Genomic DNA, 14,420 nt, shown 5'->3' on the forward strand with positions numbered 1-14,420 from the left:
CAGCCGATCAGGATTCCCCGTGTCTTCATTCAGGAGCCGCGGGAGGCACCCATGCCCGGTCGACACAGCCGTCGTTCCGTGCTCGCCACGATCGCCGCACTGCCGCTGACGGGCGCACTGAGCGCCTGCGGCGGCGGGACATCGGGATCGGGGAGCACGAGCAGGACCAGCACCGTCAGCAGCAAGGGCCGCAACGCCACGCACATCACCTTCTGGTCCGCCCTGCGCGGGAGCCAGGAAGTGGTGGACGCGTTCAACCGGACGCACAGCACCGTCCAGGTCGACTTCCAGCAGATCCCCACCGGGGGCCAGGGCGGATACGCGAAACTCAGCAACGCCTCCCGGGCCGACAACGCCCCCGACGTCGCGACGATCGAGTACCCCCAGATCCCCGGCTTCGCCATCGACGGGGTCACCCTGGAACTCACGGACCTGATGAGCGACGGTCTGCGGGCCGGACTGCTGCCGCAGGCCCTGGGGCTGACCACCTTCGAGAAGCGCGTCTTCAGCATTCCGCTCGACGTCGAACCGATGGTGATGCACTACCGCACCGACCTCTTCGACGAGTACGGCATCGAGGTCCCGCGCACCTGGGACGAGTTCGAGGACACGGCCCGTACGGTGCGCGACAAGGCGCCCGGCCGGCGGCTGGCGGCCTTCGCCACGGACGGCGCGCCCCAGTTCGCCGGTTTCGCCTGGCAGGCCGGTGGCCAGTGGTTCGACACCGGCGACGGCGCCTGGAACGTCTCGCTCACCGACGAGCCGAGCCGCCGCGTGGCGGCGTACTGGCAGCGGCTGATCGACCAGGACCTGGTCTTCATGACGCCCGTGGACAGCAGGCAGTACGACGCCCAGGTCAGCAACGGCCAGGTGCTGGTCCGGCTCAGCGGCGCCTGGGACGCCGGGGCGCAGATGAACGCCCTGCCCGGCCAGAAGGGCAAGTGGGCCATCGCACCGCTCCCCCAGTGGGACCCCGCCGGTGCCGCGCTCGGCACTCACGGCGGATCCACCTTGGCGGTCACCAGGAGCAGCAGGCACCCGGAAGCCGCGCTGGAGTTCATCGAGTGGCAGGTCTCGCACCCCGACGCACTGCGCGCCAGGCTCTCCAGCGGGGCCAGCAGCCAGTACCCGGCCGTCCCCGGCCTCGTCGCCGTCTACCGCAAGGCCTTCGACCGCGGCTACTACAGCGGCCAGGACATCTACACCCTGTTCGAGCAGGAGGCGCACAAGATCCGGGACGGCTGGACCTGGGGGCCCCGGATGACCGCCACCCTGAAAGTCATGCAGGACGGCTTCGCCCGGGTCAGCGGCGGCCAGGGCTCGTTGCTCGAATCCGTGCGCGCGGCCCAGCAGGGCACCATGCCCGACCTCAGGGCGCTGGGCCTGTCCACCACCGAGCACAGCAGCTGAGCCGCAGTGCGTCCCCGTTCCCAGCAGCAGAGAGGCAGGTGACACCGATGACCAGCCCGCTCACGACGCCGGCTTCCGCCCCCGTGGACGCGACCGGTTGCGTCGCGTCGCCGAAACCCACCACACCCCCGGGCACCCCCCGCAAGTCCGCCAGGCGCCGCGAACTCGGCGCGGCCGGCGCCCTGATGACGCCCTTCTTCATCCTCCTGGTGACGGTCTTCCTGATCCCGGTCGCCACCGCCGTCTGGCTCAGCTTCTTCAGTGACGACCAGCCGGGGCTCGGCTTCGGCCCGGAGCGCACCGTCTTCGTCGGACTGCGCAGCTACACCGCCGTACTGACCGACCCGACCTTCCTCAGCGGCCTGGGCACCGTCGTCCTGTACTGCCTGATCTACATACCGCTGATGGTGATCGGCGCGCTCGCGCTGGCGCTGCTGCTGGACTCCGGAGTGGTGCGACTGCGCTCCTGGGCCCAGCTCGCGCTCTTCCTGCCGCACGCCGTGCCCGGCATCATCGCCGCCGTCATCTGGCTCTACCTCTACACACCGGGGCTGAGCCCGGTGATCGACCTGCTCGGCAAGGCGGACATCACGATCAACTTCCTCGGGGTGCACACGGTGGTGCCCTCGATCGTGAACATCGCGCTGTGGAGCAACCTCGGCTACAACATGGTGGTCTTCTACGCCGCTCTGCAGGCCGTGCCGCGCGAGGTCATCGAGGCATCCGTCGTCGACGGCGCCGGACCGGTCCGCACCGCCCTCCAGATCAAGACGCCCCTGGTGCGTTCCTCGGTCGTGATGGTCGCGATGTTCACCCTGATCTTCGCGCTGCAGCTGTTCACCGAACCGATGCTGCTGAGCCAGGCGACGCCGATGATCAGCTCGCGCTTCTCGCCCAGCATGTACATCTACGACGCCGCGTTCACCCGTAACAACTACGGCCTCGCCGCCGCGGCCTCCGTCGTCCTGCTGGTCTGCACGATCGCGCTCTCCTACGGCGTGACCCGCTGGACCAACCGTGCCAACGCCCCCGAGGAGGACGCCCGATGAGCGCGACGAGTCCCGCCCGCACCGCCGCCACCCTGCGGCCCCGCCTCCTGGGCCGCTCCGTCGTCAACCTGGTCGTCGGCATCTGCGTGCTGTACACACTGCTGCCGGTGCTGTGGCTGGTGCTCGCCGCTTCGAAGGACCGGGACGCGCTGTTCGGCAGCAATGTGCTCTCGCTCGACCACTTCTCCTTCGCGCGGAACCTCAAGGACCTGTTCGCGATGGACGGCGGGCTGTACACGCGGTGGTACGGCAACAGCCTGCTGTACGCGGTCCTCGGCGCGGCACTCGGCGCGCTGATCAGCATCGCCTGCGGCTACGCCTTCGACAAGTACCGCTTCGCGCACAAGGAGAAGCTGTTCGGTCTGGTCCTCGCGGCGGTGATGGTGCCGCAGACCGTACTGGCACTGCCGCTCTATCTGATGGCGTCCGGCACCGGTCTGGTGAACACCTTCTGGTCGGTCTTCATCCCGGTGCTCTTCAACCCCTTCGGCGTGTACCTCGGCCGGATATTCAGCCAGGGCTACGTACCGAACGAGGTGCTCGAAGCGGCCCGGGTGGACGGGGCCGGCGAACTGACCACGTACTTCCGGGTCGCGCTGCGGATGCTCGGGCCGGGTCTGGTCACCGTGTTCCTCTTCCAGCTCACGGCCATCTGGAACAACTTCTTCCTGCCCATGGTGATGCTCTCCGACCAGCATCTGTATCCGGTCAGCCTCGGTCTGTACACCTGGAACAGCTCCGCCACCGTCTCGCCCGAGTACTACCCCGTGGTGATCATGGGTTCGCTGCTCGCCGTCCTGCCGCTGATCCTCGCCTTCGCGCTGCTCCAGCGCTTCTGGAAGTCGGGGCTCACCGCGGGCGCCGTCAAGTAGCCGGACCACCGCAACCCATCCCCGTACCAGGAGAAAGATGCCCAGCACCACCCCCACCCCCACCACCCCTGCCGCGCGGCGCCGGCCGCGTGCCGCCGTCGCGATGAAGCCGGATGCCGCGGCCGCCCTGCTGGACGCCCCTTCGCTGGACGCGCTCTCGCAGGTGTGCGACCTCGCACCGCTGCCCGTGCTCGACGACTTCACCACCGACCGGGCCCGCACCGTGCTCGCGGACACGGAACTGCTGGTCACCGGCTGGGGCTGCCCGCCCCTGGACGGAGCGGCACTGGCCGCCGCGCCCCGGCTGCGCGCCGTCGTGCACACGGCCGGAAGCATCCGCGGGCACATCACCGAGGCCTGCTGGGAGCGCGGCATCGAGGTGTCGTCGGCCGCCGCCGCCAACGCCCTCCCGGTCGCCGAGTACACCGTCGCGATGATCCTGCTCTCCGGGAAACGGGCCCTGGAACGGGCCCGCGACTACCGGGCCGAACGCCACCGCGACAACTGGCTGGCCACCTCCCCGGAGGTGGGCAACTACGGCCGGACCGTGGGCATCCTGTCCGCATCGCTCATCGGCCGGCGGGTCATCGAACTCCTGCGCCCCTACGACCTGCGGGTGCTGCTGCACGACCCGTACGTCTGCGACGCGGAGGCGGAGTCGCTCGGTGTCCGGCCGGTAGGGCTCGGTGAACTGTTCGCGCGGAGCGACGTGGTGAGCGTCCACACCCCGCTGCTGCCCGCCACCCACGGACTCGTCAGCCGTGAACTGCTGATGTCCATGCGCCCGGACGGCGTGCTCCTCAACACCTCGCGCGGCGCCGTCGTCGACCAGGACGCGCTGACCGACGTCCTGCGGCGCAAGCGCATCCGGGCGGTCCTCGACGTCACCGACCCCGACACGCTGCCGGCCGGCCACCCCCTGTGGGAGTGCGAGAACGCCCTGATCACCCCGCACCTCGCGGGCTCCCAGGGCAACGAGTGGCGGCGGCTCGTCGACCTGGCCGTGGGCGAGAGCGAACGCTGGGCCGCGGGCGACGGATTCGCCCATCCCGTACAACGCGAAAGGCTGGCATTCCTCGCATGAACCGACCGCACCCGAACTCCCCCCTGGAGCTCCCCGCCGACGACCGGTCGACGAGCCCGGTCACCGGCTACACCCGCGCGCACTGGGAGGCGGCGGCGGACGGACTGCTGACGGCCGCCTGGCGGTGGGCCACCCCTGGCAGCGCGCTGCTCGACCTGCCGGGACGCCCCTCCGCGTCCGGGGTCCGCTCCGACGGCCTGGAGGGCTACGCGCGCACCTTCCTCGCCGCCGCGTTCCGGGTCGCGGGCGCGGGCGGCAAGGACCCGCACGGCTGGCTCGACCGGTACGCGGACGGGCTCGCGGCCGGTACCCGTACGCCGGGCCGGGACGACGCCGAGTCCTGGCCGCTGATCCGCGACCACTCCGTGTTCGGCCAGCCCATGGTGGAGTCCGCCTCGGTCGCCATCGGGCTGCGGCTCACCCGGCCGTGGCTCTGGGACCGGCTGGACCCGGCGGTGCAGGACCGCGCCGAGGAGTGGCTGCGCGGCGCCCTGCGGCACACCCCCGCACCGAACAACTGGTACCTGTTCCCCTACTCGGTGGCCGGATTCCTGGAGTCGGTGGGGCGCGGCGACGCGGAGACGGCCCGTGCGCGTGAGCGGGCGCTCGACCTGCTGGAGGGCTGGTACCGGGGGCAGGGCTGGTACGCGGACGGCGACGGCCGGGCCTTCGACCACTACAACGGCTGGGCGCTGCACCTCTACCCGGTGCTGGACGCCCATCTGTCGGGTGACTCCGAGCTGACCGCGCACTACGGGGCGCGGCTGCGCGAGCACCTGGAGAGCCTCTCGCTGATGTTCGGCGGGGACGGGGCGCCGATCCACTTCGGCCGTTCGCTGTCCTACCGGTTCGCGGCCGGTTCAGCGGTCGGGCTCGGCGCGCTGACCGGGCACACCCCGCTCGCGCCGGGCGCGTCCCGGCGGGTGATCAGCGGGGCGCTGCGCTACTTCCTGGACCGCGGCGCGACCGGCACCGACGGGCTGCTGAGCCTGGGCTGGCACGGGCCGCACGACGCGACGCTCCAGCCCTACTCGGGCCCGGCCTCCCCCTACTGGGCGTCCAAGGCCTTCGTCTCGCTGCTCGCCCCGGCGGACCACCCGCTGTGGACGGCCACCGAGGAGCCCGCCCCGAGCGAGGGGCCCGACCGGGTCCTCGCGCTGCCCGCGCCTGGACTGCTCGTCCAGTCCACCCGGGCGGACGGGATAGTCCGGCTGCACAACCACGGCAGCGACCATGTCCGGCCGCACGAGGGCGAGTCGACGGTGCAGGACGATCCGCTGTACAGCCGTCAGTCGTACTCGACGGTCACCGGCCCGACCGGGCGGGGGAACGCCGCCGACAACCACCTCGCCGTCGTCGTCGACGGGGCCCGCAGCGGCCGCCGTGCCATCCGTCCGCTCGGCGCGGGCGGCGGCGACGGCTGGGGCTGGGCCGCCTCCTGGCACCGGCCGGTGTTCACCGGCGGCGCACCGATGGTGCCGGGGCTGCGGGTGGAGAGCGTGACCGTGGTCCGCGGCCGGTACGAACTGCGGGTGCACCGGGTGCTGGGCGCTCCGTCCGGCGCCCGGGTGGAGCAGACGGGCTGGGCGACCGGTCCCGGTTCCGCGGTCGTGTCGGCCCTGCACGGTCTGCACGGCTGGGAGTCACGGGACGAGGTGCGGGCCCCGCAGGGCACGGCGTACACGCCCTGGACGGTGCTGCCCCGGCTGGGCGCGGACGCGGAGGGCACGGTGGTGCTGGTCGCGCTCGCCTCGCTCACCGCGGAGCCCGGCGCGGCCGCGCTCGACGCGGTGGTGAGCGGAGTGAACGCCGAGGGGGACACGGTCGAGGTGTGCTGGGCCGAGGACGCGGCGACGACCCGTATCGGATTCGGGCCGGCGGCGGTGACGGTCGAGCACGGCTGAGGCCGGGACCGGGGCGGGGGTACGCGGCAGCGCACCCCCGCCTCCTCATACGTCCGTGCGGATCACGACCGCCAGGGTGCGGGGGCCGTGTACGCCCTCCACCCGTTCCAGCTCGATGTCCGAGGTGGCCGACGGTCCGCTGATCAGCGTCGTCGGCCGCTCGGGCACCAGCCGGGCCACCGCCTCCGGGACGCCCACCTGCACGGTCGACAGATCGACGACGCAGACATGGAGATCGGGCACCAGGGACAGCGCGCGGCGCCCCTGGTCGGGCGATCCGTCCAGGAAGATCGTGCCGGTCTCGGCGCAGCTGACGGCCGAGGCCGTGACGACACCGTCGAGGGCGTCGAGGCGCGGTGCCGGAATATCGGCGGAGTCCTGCTGGACCTCGCCGTCGTGGGCGGTGAGCCACCGCGGGTCGAGTCCGGCGGGTACCCCGATCCGGCGGGCGCCCCGCTCCCGGAGCACCTGGGCGACGACCTCGGCGGTCCGGTCGGCGGTGCAGGGGTGGACCTGGGCCTTGTAGTCGACGAGCCGGTCGGTGAACAGGGCCAGGCGCTCCGCGTCGGGGAGGGTCCGGCCGGTGCGGTAGGCGCGCGGGACCGGGGTGTCGGCGGCGGGCGCTAGGGCCAGGGCGTCCCGGACGCGGCCGAGCACCGTTTCGCGAGCGGTCGTCACTTCTCCTCCTCCTGCTGCTGGTCGCGCGCGTGTTCGTCGGCGGCAGCGCGCATCGTCGCCGTGCCCTCGGCCGAGGCCAGCCAGGAGCGGAAGGTCTGCTTGGGCGGGGCCGGGGTGTCCCGGCTGTCGCTCCAGCCGTTGAACGGCGGCGGCAGGTGGGAGATCTTCTTGTCCCGCCCGGCGATGACACGGCCGAGCCCCGAAGCCTTCTGCGCGGCGGTGAAGAGCTTCGGCTTGCTCATCACTCCGGCCGCCGCCTTCATGGCGAGCTTCTCGGCCGTGGTGCCGGACTGCTCGGTGTGCTGGTGGCGCAGCTCGACCAGCAGCGACGGGATGTCGATCTTGACCGGGCAGGCGTCGAAACAGGCCCCGCAGAGGCTGGAGGCGTACGGCAGCGAGCTGTTGGGGTCGTCCTTGGCGGCGTGCATACCGGCGAGCTGCGGAGTGAGGACGGCGCCGATCGGCCCGGGGTAGGTCGATCCGTAGGCGTGGCCGCCGGCGCGTTCGTACACCGGGCACACGTTGAGGCAGGCCGAGCAGCGGATGCAGTTGAGCGCCTCGCGGCCGATCCGGTCCGCGAGGGCGGCGGTGCGCCCGTTGTCGAGGAGCACCAGGTGGAAGGTCTGCGGCCCGTCGCCGGGGGTGACCCCGGTCCACATCGAGGTGTACGGGTTCATCCGCTCGCCGGTGGAGGAGCGCGGCAGCAGTTGCAGGAAGACCTCCAGGTCCTGGTAGCGCGGCAGCACCTTCTCGATGCCCATCACGGTGATCAGGGTGTCGGGCAGGGTCAGGCACATCCGCCCGTTGCCCTCCGACTCGACGACGGACAGGGTGCCGGTCTCGGCGATACCGAAGTTGGCTCCGGAGACGGCCACCTTCGTCGTCATGAACTTCTCGCGCAGATAGGCGCGGGCCGCGGCGGCGAGATGCGCGGGGACGTTGTCCAGGGACGGGTCGACGCCCGGGATCTCCTTGAGGAAGATCTCCCGGATCTCGTCGCGGTTGCGGTGGATCGCGGGCACCAGGATGTGCGAGGGCTTGTCGTGGGCGAGCTGCACGATGAGCTCGGCGAGGTCCGTCTCGTACGGGGTGATGCCGATGGATTCGAGGTGCTCGTTGAGACCGATCTCCTGGGTGGCCATCGACTTGACCTTGATGACCTCCTCGCTCCCGGTCTCCTTGACCAGCCGCGCGACGATCTCGTTGGCCTCGGCGCCGTCCCGTGCCCAGTGGACGGTGCCGCCGCGTTCGGTGACCTTGCGCTCCAGCTCCTCGAGGAGTTCGGGGAGCCGGTTCATGGTGTCGGTCTTGATGGCCGCGCCCGCGTCGCGCAGCTCCTCCCAGTCGGGCAGCTCGCCGGTGACGTTGAGGCGTTTGGCGCGGATGGTGTGGGTGGCGCGGCCGAGGTTGCGGCGCAGCTGTTCGTTGCCCAGGTCGTCGTGGGCCGCCGCGGGGAACGTGCGGTCGCCGCGGAGATTGCCCGTCCCGTACGGGGAGCGGGGCGGTGTCGCGGGCATGCCGAGAAAGGTGCTGCTCATCGGGCGGCCTCCATCGGGAGATGCGGCGAGGTGCGGGTGGCGGAGAGGATCTGCGCCAGGTGCAGGGTGCGGGTGCCGGAGCTGATCCGGGAGAGTCCGCCGCCGATGTGCATCAGACAGGACGAGTCGCCGGCGGTGCACACATCGGCCCCGGTGGTGGCGATGTTGCGCATCTTGTCCTGGAGCATCGCGGCCGACGTGTCGGCGTTCTTCAGGGCGAAGGTGCCGCCGAATCCGCAGCAGGCGTCGGCCTCGGGCAGCTCGACCAGGTCGATCGAGTCAACGGCCCGCAGCAGCCGCAGCGGCTTCTCACCGACCCTGAGCATGCGCAGGGAGTGACAGGTGGGGTGGTACGTGACCCGGTGCGGGAAGTACGCGCCGACGTCGGTGGCGTCCAGCACGTCGACGAGGAACTCCGACAGCTCGTACGTCTTCGCCTTGACGGTGGCGACACCCGAGCGCAGCGCCGCGTCGCCGTACCGTTCGGCGATGATCTCGTGCTGATGGCGGACCGAGCCGGCACACGATCCGGACGGCATGACGACGGCCTCGATGGAGGCGTCACCGAACTGCTCGGCGAAATTGCGTACCAGCGGGACGGGTTCGCGCTGGTAGCCGGTGTTGACGTGCATCTGGCCGCAGCAGGTCTGCCCCGGCGGGAACACCACGTCGTGCCCCAGGCGGGCCAGCAGCACCGCGGTGGATTTCACCGCCTCGGGGAAGAGCGTGTCTCCCAGACAGGTGGCGAAGAGTCCGATGCGCATGGGTCTCCCCGATCGTTTCTCGGCGTGATGTGCGGTGCGTGGTGCTCGGTGCGTGGCGCTTGTTCTGTGATGTGGTGCGTGAGGTACCGCTCGATTTATGGTCCGACCATACTATCCTCAAGCCGGAACCGATAAGAGGTCAACCCGCGCGAACGGCTGATCTCCGCTCGCACCGGCCCACGCGAAAGCCGCCGCGGCGCCCCCGGGGGGGGGCATCGCGACGGCTCGGGTCAGGGGCCAGGGAGTGAGGAGTCAGAGGCAGGGGTCAGTCGGTGGGCTTCTCGTCGACCAGCGTGCCGTGCAGCCCACGGATGTGCGCCTCGACGACATCGGCCGCCCGCGCCCCCTCGCCCGCGCGCACCAGGCGCAGCAGCTCGACGTGGTCGGCGTTGAGCGCGGCGGCCGTGGCCGGCCAGTCCTCCGCCGCTTCCAGGGCGCGCAGGATCAGCGGCCGGACCGACTCCCGCACCGCGGAGGTGAGCGTGGAGGTCAGCTCGTTGCCGGAGCCGCGGGCGATCCTGACGTGGAACCGGGTGTCCAGGTCGTTGAACTCCGGCACGTCGACATCCGGCTCCCCCATCCGTACGACCAGCGCCTCGGCCTCGTCCAGATCGGCCGCGGAGGCGTGCCGCGCGGCGGCCTCGAAGCTGGACCGCTCCAGGACCACGCGCGCCTCCAGCACGTCCTCCAGGCTGTAACTGCCCAGGGCGAAGTGGAGCCTGAGCAGCCGGCCGAGGGCGCCTTCGGGGTTACGGACGATCCGCGCCCCGGCGTCCGGACCCCGGCCCGGCTGGGCGACCAGGACGCCGATGGTCTCCAGTACCCGCAGCGCCTCGCGCAGCGCGGACCGGCTCACGCCCAGGACCGGGGCGAGCTCCCGCTCGGGCGGCAGCCGGTCGCCGGCCTTGAGCTCGCCGGCGAACACCCGCTGCTCGATGCTCTGGAGCACCAGCTCATGCGTGCGCGACTGCCGTACGGGCTGCCATTCGACGGGCATCCGTCACCCCCTGCCGCGGCCGGAGCCGTTCACCGGGCCGGCCGCTCTTGTCCGAATCTCCAACTATGTCACACAGGACATGTGGTCGGACCAGAACGAGTGCCGCCCCCTCCGGGCGTCCCTCAGTACGTCACGACGATGCGGCGGGCCACACCGTCCACCCGCACCCGGCCGCCGTAGGGAATGATCAGCTGAGGGTCCGTGTGGCCCAGGTCGACATCGAGGACGGCCATGGTCTCGGGTGCGTACTCCGCCAACGCCCGCAGGACCGCCCGCCGTTGCAGCGCGCGGTACTCCTCCCCCTCCTCGGCTCCCAGCGGACTCCCGAAGGACCAGTTCTTCGCCCGCGCCATCAGCAGTGCGGGGAACTGCTTCAGGAGTCCGCGCTCCCCCATGTTCCGCAGGATCTGGTACACCACGTCGGCACCTGGCATCTCCTCCGACGTCTCAAGGAACAGCACCCGGCCCGCGTACTCGGCCGCGGGCCGGATCTCCCGGTCCGCCATCAGCAGCCAGGACAGGATCTCCAGATTGCCGCCCCAGCTCGCGCCCTCGACCACCCGGTCGGCGTTGTGCCAGATCCAGTCATCGGCGGGCAGCATGGCGGGTTCGCGGTCGAAGGTCCGCTGGTTCTCCCAGCGGCCATTGACGCTACCGGTCTCCTTCGCCGGGGTGAGCTCACGGTCCTCGTGGGTGAAGAGCGCCGCCCGCAGCGAGTCGGCCGTCAGCGGGTGCATCGCGCCGGGGCGTCCCAGCTCGACCATCACCGATCCGCCGTGGTAGCCGACGATGCCCAGGCTCTCCAGGAACACCAGCAGATTGGTGCAGTCGCTGTAGCCGAAGAACGGCTTGGGGTTGGCCCGCAGCAGTTCCCGGTCCAGGTATGGCAGCACGGTGATCTGGTCGTCTCCGCCGATGCTGGAGATGACCGCCTTGATCCCGGGGTCGGCGAAGGCCGCGTGGATGTCGGCGGCCCGCTCCTGGGGCGAGGAGCCCATCTTCCGGGTGCACGGGTACTCCACCGGTTCCAGCCCGAACTCCTCGCGGAGTCTGCGCAGTCCCAGCTCGTACGGGAGCGGGAGGATGCCGGGAAGCCCGGACGAGGGGGACAGCACGGCGACGCGGTCACCGGGCCGGGGCTTGGCGGGATAGTCGGGCGTCGTCATTCGAGGAGCCTAGACGGCACGTCGCCGGCCGTCCGCCGAATATCCGTGCGGGCTAAGGGGAGTTGACCGGCGTTCCCTGGTGGAAGTAGAGCCGCCAGCGCGACCCCGTCCGCCGCCAGATCGAATTGCGCCGCACCCTGTGGCCGTCGCGCTCCGTCGTGAACGTCAGATGGACGAGGCCGGGGGCCAGCAGCACACCGGACATGCCGGTGGCGGCGACCGGGGCGGGGGCGCCCTCGCCGTCGGCGGAGGTGACGACGAGGATCGACACCCTGTCGTACCGCCGCCCGGACGCGCCGAACTCGGTGAACTCCGGGTCGAGGAGTTCGGTCACCGCGTCGGGCCGGGCCCGCACCCGCGGATCGAGCAGCCGCAGCTCCCCCTCGATCGCGGCCCGCACGGACCGCTCCTCCTCATCGTTTCCGCTCATACGGAAACCCTAGGGCCTTTCGTCCCGATCCCCTGGGCCCGCACGGCCGTTTCCCCTGCGGTCAGGCCAGCACCAGCAGGTCCATCCAGCTGACGGCCGGCCGGTCCGGTTCCTGCGCCGCGGCCCGCCTCAGCCGCCGCATCCCGCACTCGAACTCCTCGTCCGTGAGGGCCCGGAGTTTCGCATCGGTGTCGCGCCGGATCCGGTCCGCGAAGCCGGACAGGCTCGGCGCGCTCTCCTGCGGCACCGCGTGCAGCGCGACCCGGGTGAAGCCGGCTGCGGCGAACGCCGCGCAGGTCTGCTCGACGGTCGGATAGCCGTCGACGATGCGCGCGGTCCCGGGGAAGAACCGCACCCGCAGGTCCCGCGTGCACCGGCCGGGGAACGAGTTGCGGATCAGCACCGGCGCCCCCGGCTTCAGCGCCCTGCGTATCTCCCGTGCCGCGGCGGGCAGATCGTCGATGTGGTGGACGACCGATCCGAGCCAGGCCGCGTCCGCGCATCCGTCCGGCACCGGCAGCGCCTCGGCCCGGCCGTCCAGCACCTCGATGTCCGCGGTCCGCGGGATCAGCGCGCGCATGGCGGCGGCCGGCTCCACCGCCAGCACCCGCACCCCGAACCAGTCGGCGAACGCGGTCGAGAAGGCCCCCGTACCGGCCCCGACATCCAGGACGACCGCCCCCGGCGCCAGTGGCACCTCGGTCGCGACGGCCGCGCGCCACGCGGTGAGTCCGTCGCGCGGTATCTCCCGGGCGGTCCGGTACTCCTCGGCGAACCGACGGTCTGGAGCAGTCGCTTCCATGTGCCCTCAATCCTGCCGTGGCCGACGGACCGGGCGAATCGCTGCCTCAGGACCACCTCGCTCCGACGCGGATGCTAGCGAGCTTCGCCATCAATTGTCTAGACCATAATCAGGTCCGGAGCGGGGCCGGGCGGGTCCGGAACCGATCATCCAATTCATCCGGTTCACCTGGTTCATCGGATTCTCACGCAACCCGGCTACGGTGGCTGCCGTGACGCAGACGAGCCCGCCCGGCTGGCATCCAGACCCCGGGTACACAGGATTTGGCCCCATCCAGGAACGCTGGTGGGACGGCAGTCAGTGGACCGATCACCTCCGCGTGCCGCCGGCGACCGTCCGCAGCCGCCGGATACGCATCGGTGCCGGCATAACCGCCGGTGTGGTGGTACTCGCCGCCATCGGCGGCGGCCTGTACCTGCTGACCGACGACGCCGGCAAGAAGACGGAGAACACGGCCACCGCACCGTCCACCTCGCCCTCCCCGGCGCCCAGCCGTCAGCCCGGCGCACCGGGCGGCAGCAGTGGCGACAACGGCGGCGGGAACGAGAACCCCGAGCAGCAGCAGCCGCAGATCGAGGACGGTTACGCGACGGACCTGGCGAGCGGAATCAGCATCCCGGTCCCTGACGGCTGGAAGGGCGAGTCGGGCATGGGAGCGGGGGTGACCACGGGTTCGTACGCCTGCCCGGGGGACACCGAGCAGAAGTGTGTCCGCGGCGGAGTGTTCTCCGTCCCGGCCGAGGCGCTGAAGCTGAGCACCAAGACCGCGAAGGCCACGGCCGAGAAGGACATCGCCACCAACGCGAAGGAGTCGTACGGCGAGAAGGTCTACGGCGGCATCACCTCGCACCAGGAGCTGAAGTCCGAGGCGGTCACGGTGGCCGGCCAGCAGGGCTACCGGGTGCGCTGGAAGGTCGTGACGAAGGACGGCGACGACGGGTACGTCGAGTCGCTGGCCTTCCCCTCCCCTCACGCCGAGAACATGCTGATCGTCGTCCGTTCGGGCTTCGACATCAACACCAAGGCACCGGCCCTGTCCGTCCTGGACGACATCACCAAGGGCATCAAGGCCGCCTCGGGCACGGGTTCGGGCCCCGGCACCACGGCATAGTCACTCCCGCGGGGGCGCCGGACGGCCCGGGTGAGTACCCGGGCCGTCCGGACTGAGTACGCCGACCGATCCGGCACCGGTCCGTCGCTGCTCGAATGGGACCATGGCTCCCGACGCACCGCGCCCCCGCATGCAGCACGTCACCAGTGCCGGCACCACGCTGGCAGTCACCCTGGCTCCGCTGGTGATCGGGGTCCTGCTGGCCCGGACGATGGCACTGGACCCCCATACGCCCGTGAACGCGCTGATCACCCGGGGCGGCCGGGGCGCGGGCATCTCGCCCGCCGAGTGGCGCGGCTGCGGCCGGCGCGCGCTCCGGCGGTGCCGCAAGCCCCGGAAGCCCCGAACGCCTCCTGGTGCCCTTCGCTGCGGCACCGCCGGGGATGCGTCTCAGTTCGCTTCGCTGTGACACGGATCCGTCCCCGGACGGCTACGGCCCGGCGACAGCACCGGCCTCCCCCGGAAAACCGGTTCCCTCACCCGTACCCGCTTCCCTAGACTCCTCATGAAATCGCGCGCCGCCCATCACGTCCCGGCGCGCACCGTGAGCCAGTGAGGGGAGACCCGCCGTGCGCTACCGCACCGCTGTCGTCGTTCCCCTGTCGCGGTACGAGG

General features: G+C 71.3%; 14 protein-coding genes. 7 read left to right on the top strand and 7 right to left on the bottom strand.

Features of this window, described 5'->3' with window-relative positions; genetic code table 11:
- The first annotated feature begins 51 nt into the window (after positions 1 to 51).
- Genes ACZ6S6_RS05330 through ACZ6S6_RS05350 form a run of 5 tightly spaced genes read left to right on the top strand, consistent with a single transcriptional unit; the run spans position 52 to position 6,319 of the window.
- Positions 52 to 1,410, top strand: a complete 1,359-nt coding sequence (locus ACZ6S6_RS05330) for an ABC transporter substrate-binding protein (RefSeq protein WP_362952828.1) — start codon at positions 52 to 54, stop codon at positions 1,408 to 1,410.
- Positions 1,411 to 1,457: 47 nt separating this feature from the next.
- Entirely contained in the window at positions 1,458 to 2,459 is a 1,002-nt protein-coding gene (locus ACZ6S6_RS05335) for a carbohydrate ABC transporter permease (RefSeq protein ID WP_469704070.1), read from the top strand.
- Positions 2,456 to 3,331, top strand: coding sequence for a carbohydrate ABC transporter permease (locus ACZ6S6_RS05340; RefSeq protein WP_362952824.1), 876 nt, complete (start codon positions 2,456 to 2,458; stop codon positions 3,329 to 3,331). Before ACZ6S6_RS05335 ends, ACZ6S6_RS05340 begins: the two co-directional genes overlap by 4 nt.
- 37 nt (positions 3,332 to 3,368) lie before the next feature.
- Positions 3,369 to 4,415 (top strand): hydroxyacid dehydrogenase, encoded by a 1,047-nt coding sequence (locus tag ACZ6S6_RS05345; RefSeq protein WP_469704071.1) that lies wholly within the window; start codon positions 3,369 to 3,371, stop codon positions 4,413 to 4,415.
- Positions 4,412 to 6,319 (top strand): DUF2264 domain-containing protein, encoded by a 1,908-nt coding sequence (locus tag ACZ6S6_RS05350; protein ID WP_469704072.1) that lies wholly within the window; start codon positions 4,412 to 4,414, stop codon positions 6,317 to 6,319. Before ACZ6S6_RS05345 ends, ACZ6S6_RS05350 begins: the two co-directional genes overlap by 4 nt.
- Positions 6,320 to 6,364: 45 nt before the next feature.
- Here the strand turns inward: ACZ6S6_RS05350 and ACZ6S6_RS05355 are convergent, their stop codons facing one another.
- From ACZ6S6_RS05355 to ACZ6S6_RS05385, 7 genes are all read right to left on the bottom strand, one after another.
- Positions 6,365 to 6,997 carry a LutC/YkgG family protein gene (locus tag ACZ6S6_RS05355; RefSeq protein ID WP_469704073.1) on the bottom strand — a complete coding sequence of 211 codons (633 nt, stop codon included), beginning with the start codon at positions 6,995 to 6,997 and terminating at the stop codon, positions 6,365 to 6,367.
- Positions 6,994 to 8,535 carry a LutB/LldF family L-lactate oxidation iron-sulfur protein gene (locus ACZ6S6_RS05360; RefSeq protein WP_362952816.1) on the bottom strand — a complete coding sequence of 514 codons (1,542 nt, stop codon included), beginning with the start codon at positions 8,533 to 8,535 and terminating at the stop codon, positions 6,994 to 6,996. Before ACZ6S6_RS05360 ends, ACZ6S6_RS05355 begins: the two co-directional genes overlap by 4 nt.
- Positions 8,532 to 9,299: a (Fe-S)-binding protein gene (locus ACZ6S6_RS05365; RefSeq protein WP_362952814.1), complete on the bottom strand. Its 768-nt coding sequence runs from the start codon at positions 9,297 to 9,299 to the stop codon at positions 8,532 to 8,534. The genes ACZ6S6_RS05360 and ACZ6S6_RS05365 overlap by 4 nt, the downstream gene beginning before the upstream one ends.
- Positions 9,300 to 9,564: 265 nt before the next feature.
- A complete protein-coding gene (locus ACZ6S6_RS05370) occupies positions 9,565 to 10,296 on the bottom strand; it encodes a FadR/GntR family transcriptional regulator (protein WP_469704074.1) in 732 nt (243 codons plus the stop codon).
- A gap of 122 nt (positions 10,297 to 10,418) precedes the next feature.
- The gene (locus ACZ6S6_RS05375) at positions 10,419 to 11,462 is read right to left on the bottom strand and encodes a S66 family peptidase (protein WP_469704075.1); all 1,044 of its coding nucleotides are present in this window, start codon (positions 11,460 to 11,462) and stop codon (positions 10,419 to 10,421) included.
- 52 nt (positions 11,463 to 11,514) lie between these two features.
- Complete coding sequence (locus tag ACZ6S6_RS05380; RefSeq protein ID WP_362952808.1) at positions 11,515 to 11,892, bottom strand: nuclear transport factor 2 family protein; 378 nt, start codon at positions 11,890 to 11,892, stop codon at positions 11,515 to 11,517.
- Between the two features lie 61 nt (positions 11,893 to 11,953).
- Positions 11,954 to 12,694, bottom strand: a complete 741-nt coding sequence (locus ACZ6S6_RS05385; protein WP_362952806.1) for a class I SAM-dependent methyltransferase — start codon at positions 12,692 to 12,694, stop codon at positions 11,954 to 11,956.
- 211 nt (positions 12,695 to 12,905) lie between these two features.
- Between ACZ6S6_RS05385 and ACZ6S6_RS05390 the strand changes: the two genes are divergently transcribed.
- Both ACZ6S6_RS05390 and ACZ6S6_RS05395 read left to right on the top strand, forming a co-directional pair.
- Complete coding sequence (locus ACZ6S6_RS05390) at positions 12,906 to 13,805, top strand: DUF2510 domain-containing protein (RefSeq protein ID WP_469704076.1); 900 nt, start codon at positions 12,906 to 12,908, stop codon at positions 13,803 to 13,805.
- A 103-nt stretch (positions 13,806 to 13,908) separates the two neighbouring features.
- Positions 13,909 to 14,214: a hypothetical protein gene (locus tag ACZ6S6_RS05395; protein WP_362952802.1), complete on the top strand. Its 306-nt coding sequence runs from the start codon at positions 13,909 to 13,911 to the stop codon at positions 14,212 to 14,214.
- Positions 14,215 to 14,420: the final 206 nt, after the last annotated feature.

The organism is Streptomyces sp. NPDC048671, from assembly GCF_055587045.1.

Excerpts from the sequence above, each read along its gene's own strand:
- ACZ6S6_RS05350 (WP_469704072.1), top strand. The coding sequence starts at position 4,412 with ATGAACCGACCGCACCCGAACTCCCCCCTGGAGCTCCCCGCCGACGAC.
- ACZ6S6_RS05365 (WP_362952814.1), bottom strand. The coding sequence starts at position 9,299 with ATGCGCATCGGACTCTTCGCCACCTGTCTGGGAGACACGCTCTTCCCC.
- ACZ6S6_RS05380 (WP_362952808.1), bottom strand. The coding sequence starts at position 11,892 with ATGAGCGGAAACGATGAGGAGGAGCGGTCCGTGCGGGCCGCGATCGAG.
- ACZ6S6_RS05345 (WP_469704071.1), top strand. The coding sequence starts at position 3,369 with ATGCCCAGCACCACCCCCACCCCCACCACCCCTGCCGCGCGGCGCCGG.
- ACZ6S6_RS05330 (WP_362952828.1), top strand. The coding sequence starts at position 52 with ATGCCCGGTCGACACAGCCGTCGTTCCGTGCTCGCCACGATCGCCGCA.
- ACZ6S6_RS05340 (WP_362952824.1), top strand. The coding sequence starts at position 2,456 with ATGAGCGCGACGAGTCCCGCCCGCACCGCCGCCACCCTGCGGCCCCGC.
- ACZ6S6_RS05395 (WP_362952802.1), top strand. The coding sequence starts at position 13,909 with ATGGCTCCCGACGCACCGCGCCCCCGCATGCAGCACGTCACCAGTGCC.
- ACZ6S6_RS05375 (WP_469704075.1), bottom strand. The coding sequence starts at position 11,462 with ATGACGACGCCCGACTATCCCGCCAAGCCCCGGCCCGGTGACCGCGTC.
- ACZ6S6_RS05370 (WP_469704074.1), bottom strand. The coding sequence starts at position 10,296 with ATGCCCGTCGAATGGCAGCCCGTACGGCAGTCGCGCACGCATGAGCTG.
- ACZ6S6_RS05385 (WP_362952806.1), bottom strand. The coding sequence starts at position 12,694 with ATGGAAGCGACTGCTCCAGACCGTCGGTTCGCCGAGGAGTACCGGACC.
- ACZ6S6_RS05360 (WP_362952816.1), bottom strand. The coding sequence starts at position 8,535 with ATGAGCAGCACCTTTCTCGGCATGCCCGCGACACCGCCCCGCTCCCCG.
- ACZ6S6_RS05335 (WP_469704070.1), top strand. The coding sequence starts at position 1,458 with ATGACCAGCCCGCTCACGACGCCGGCTTCCGCCCCCGTGGACGCGACC.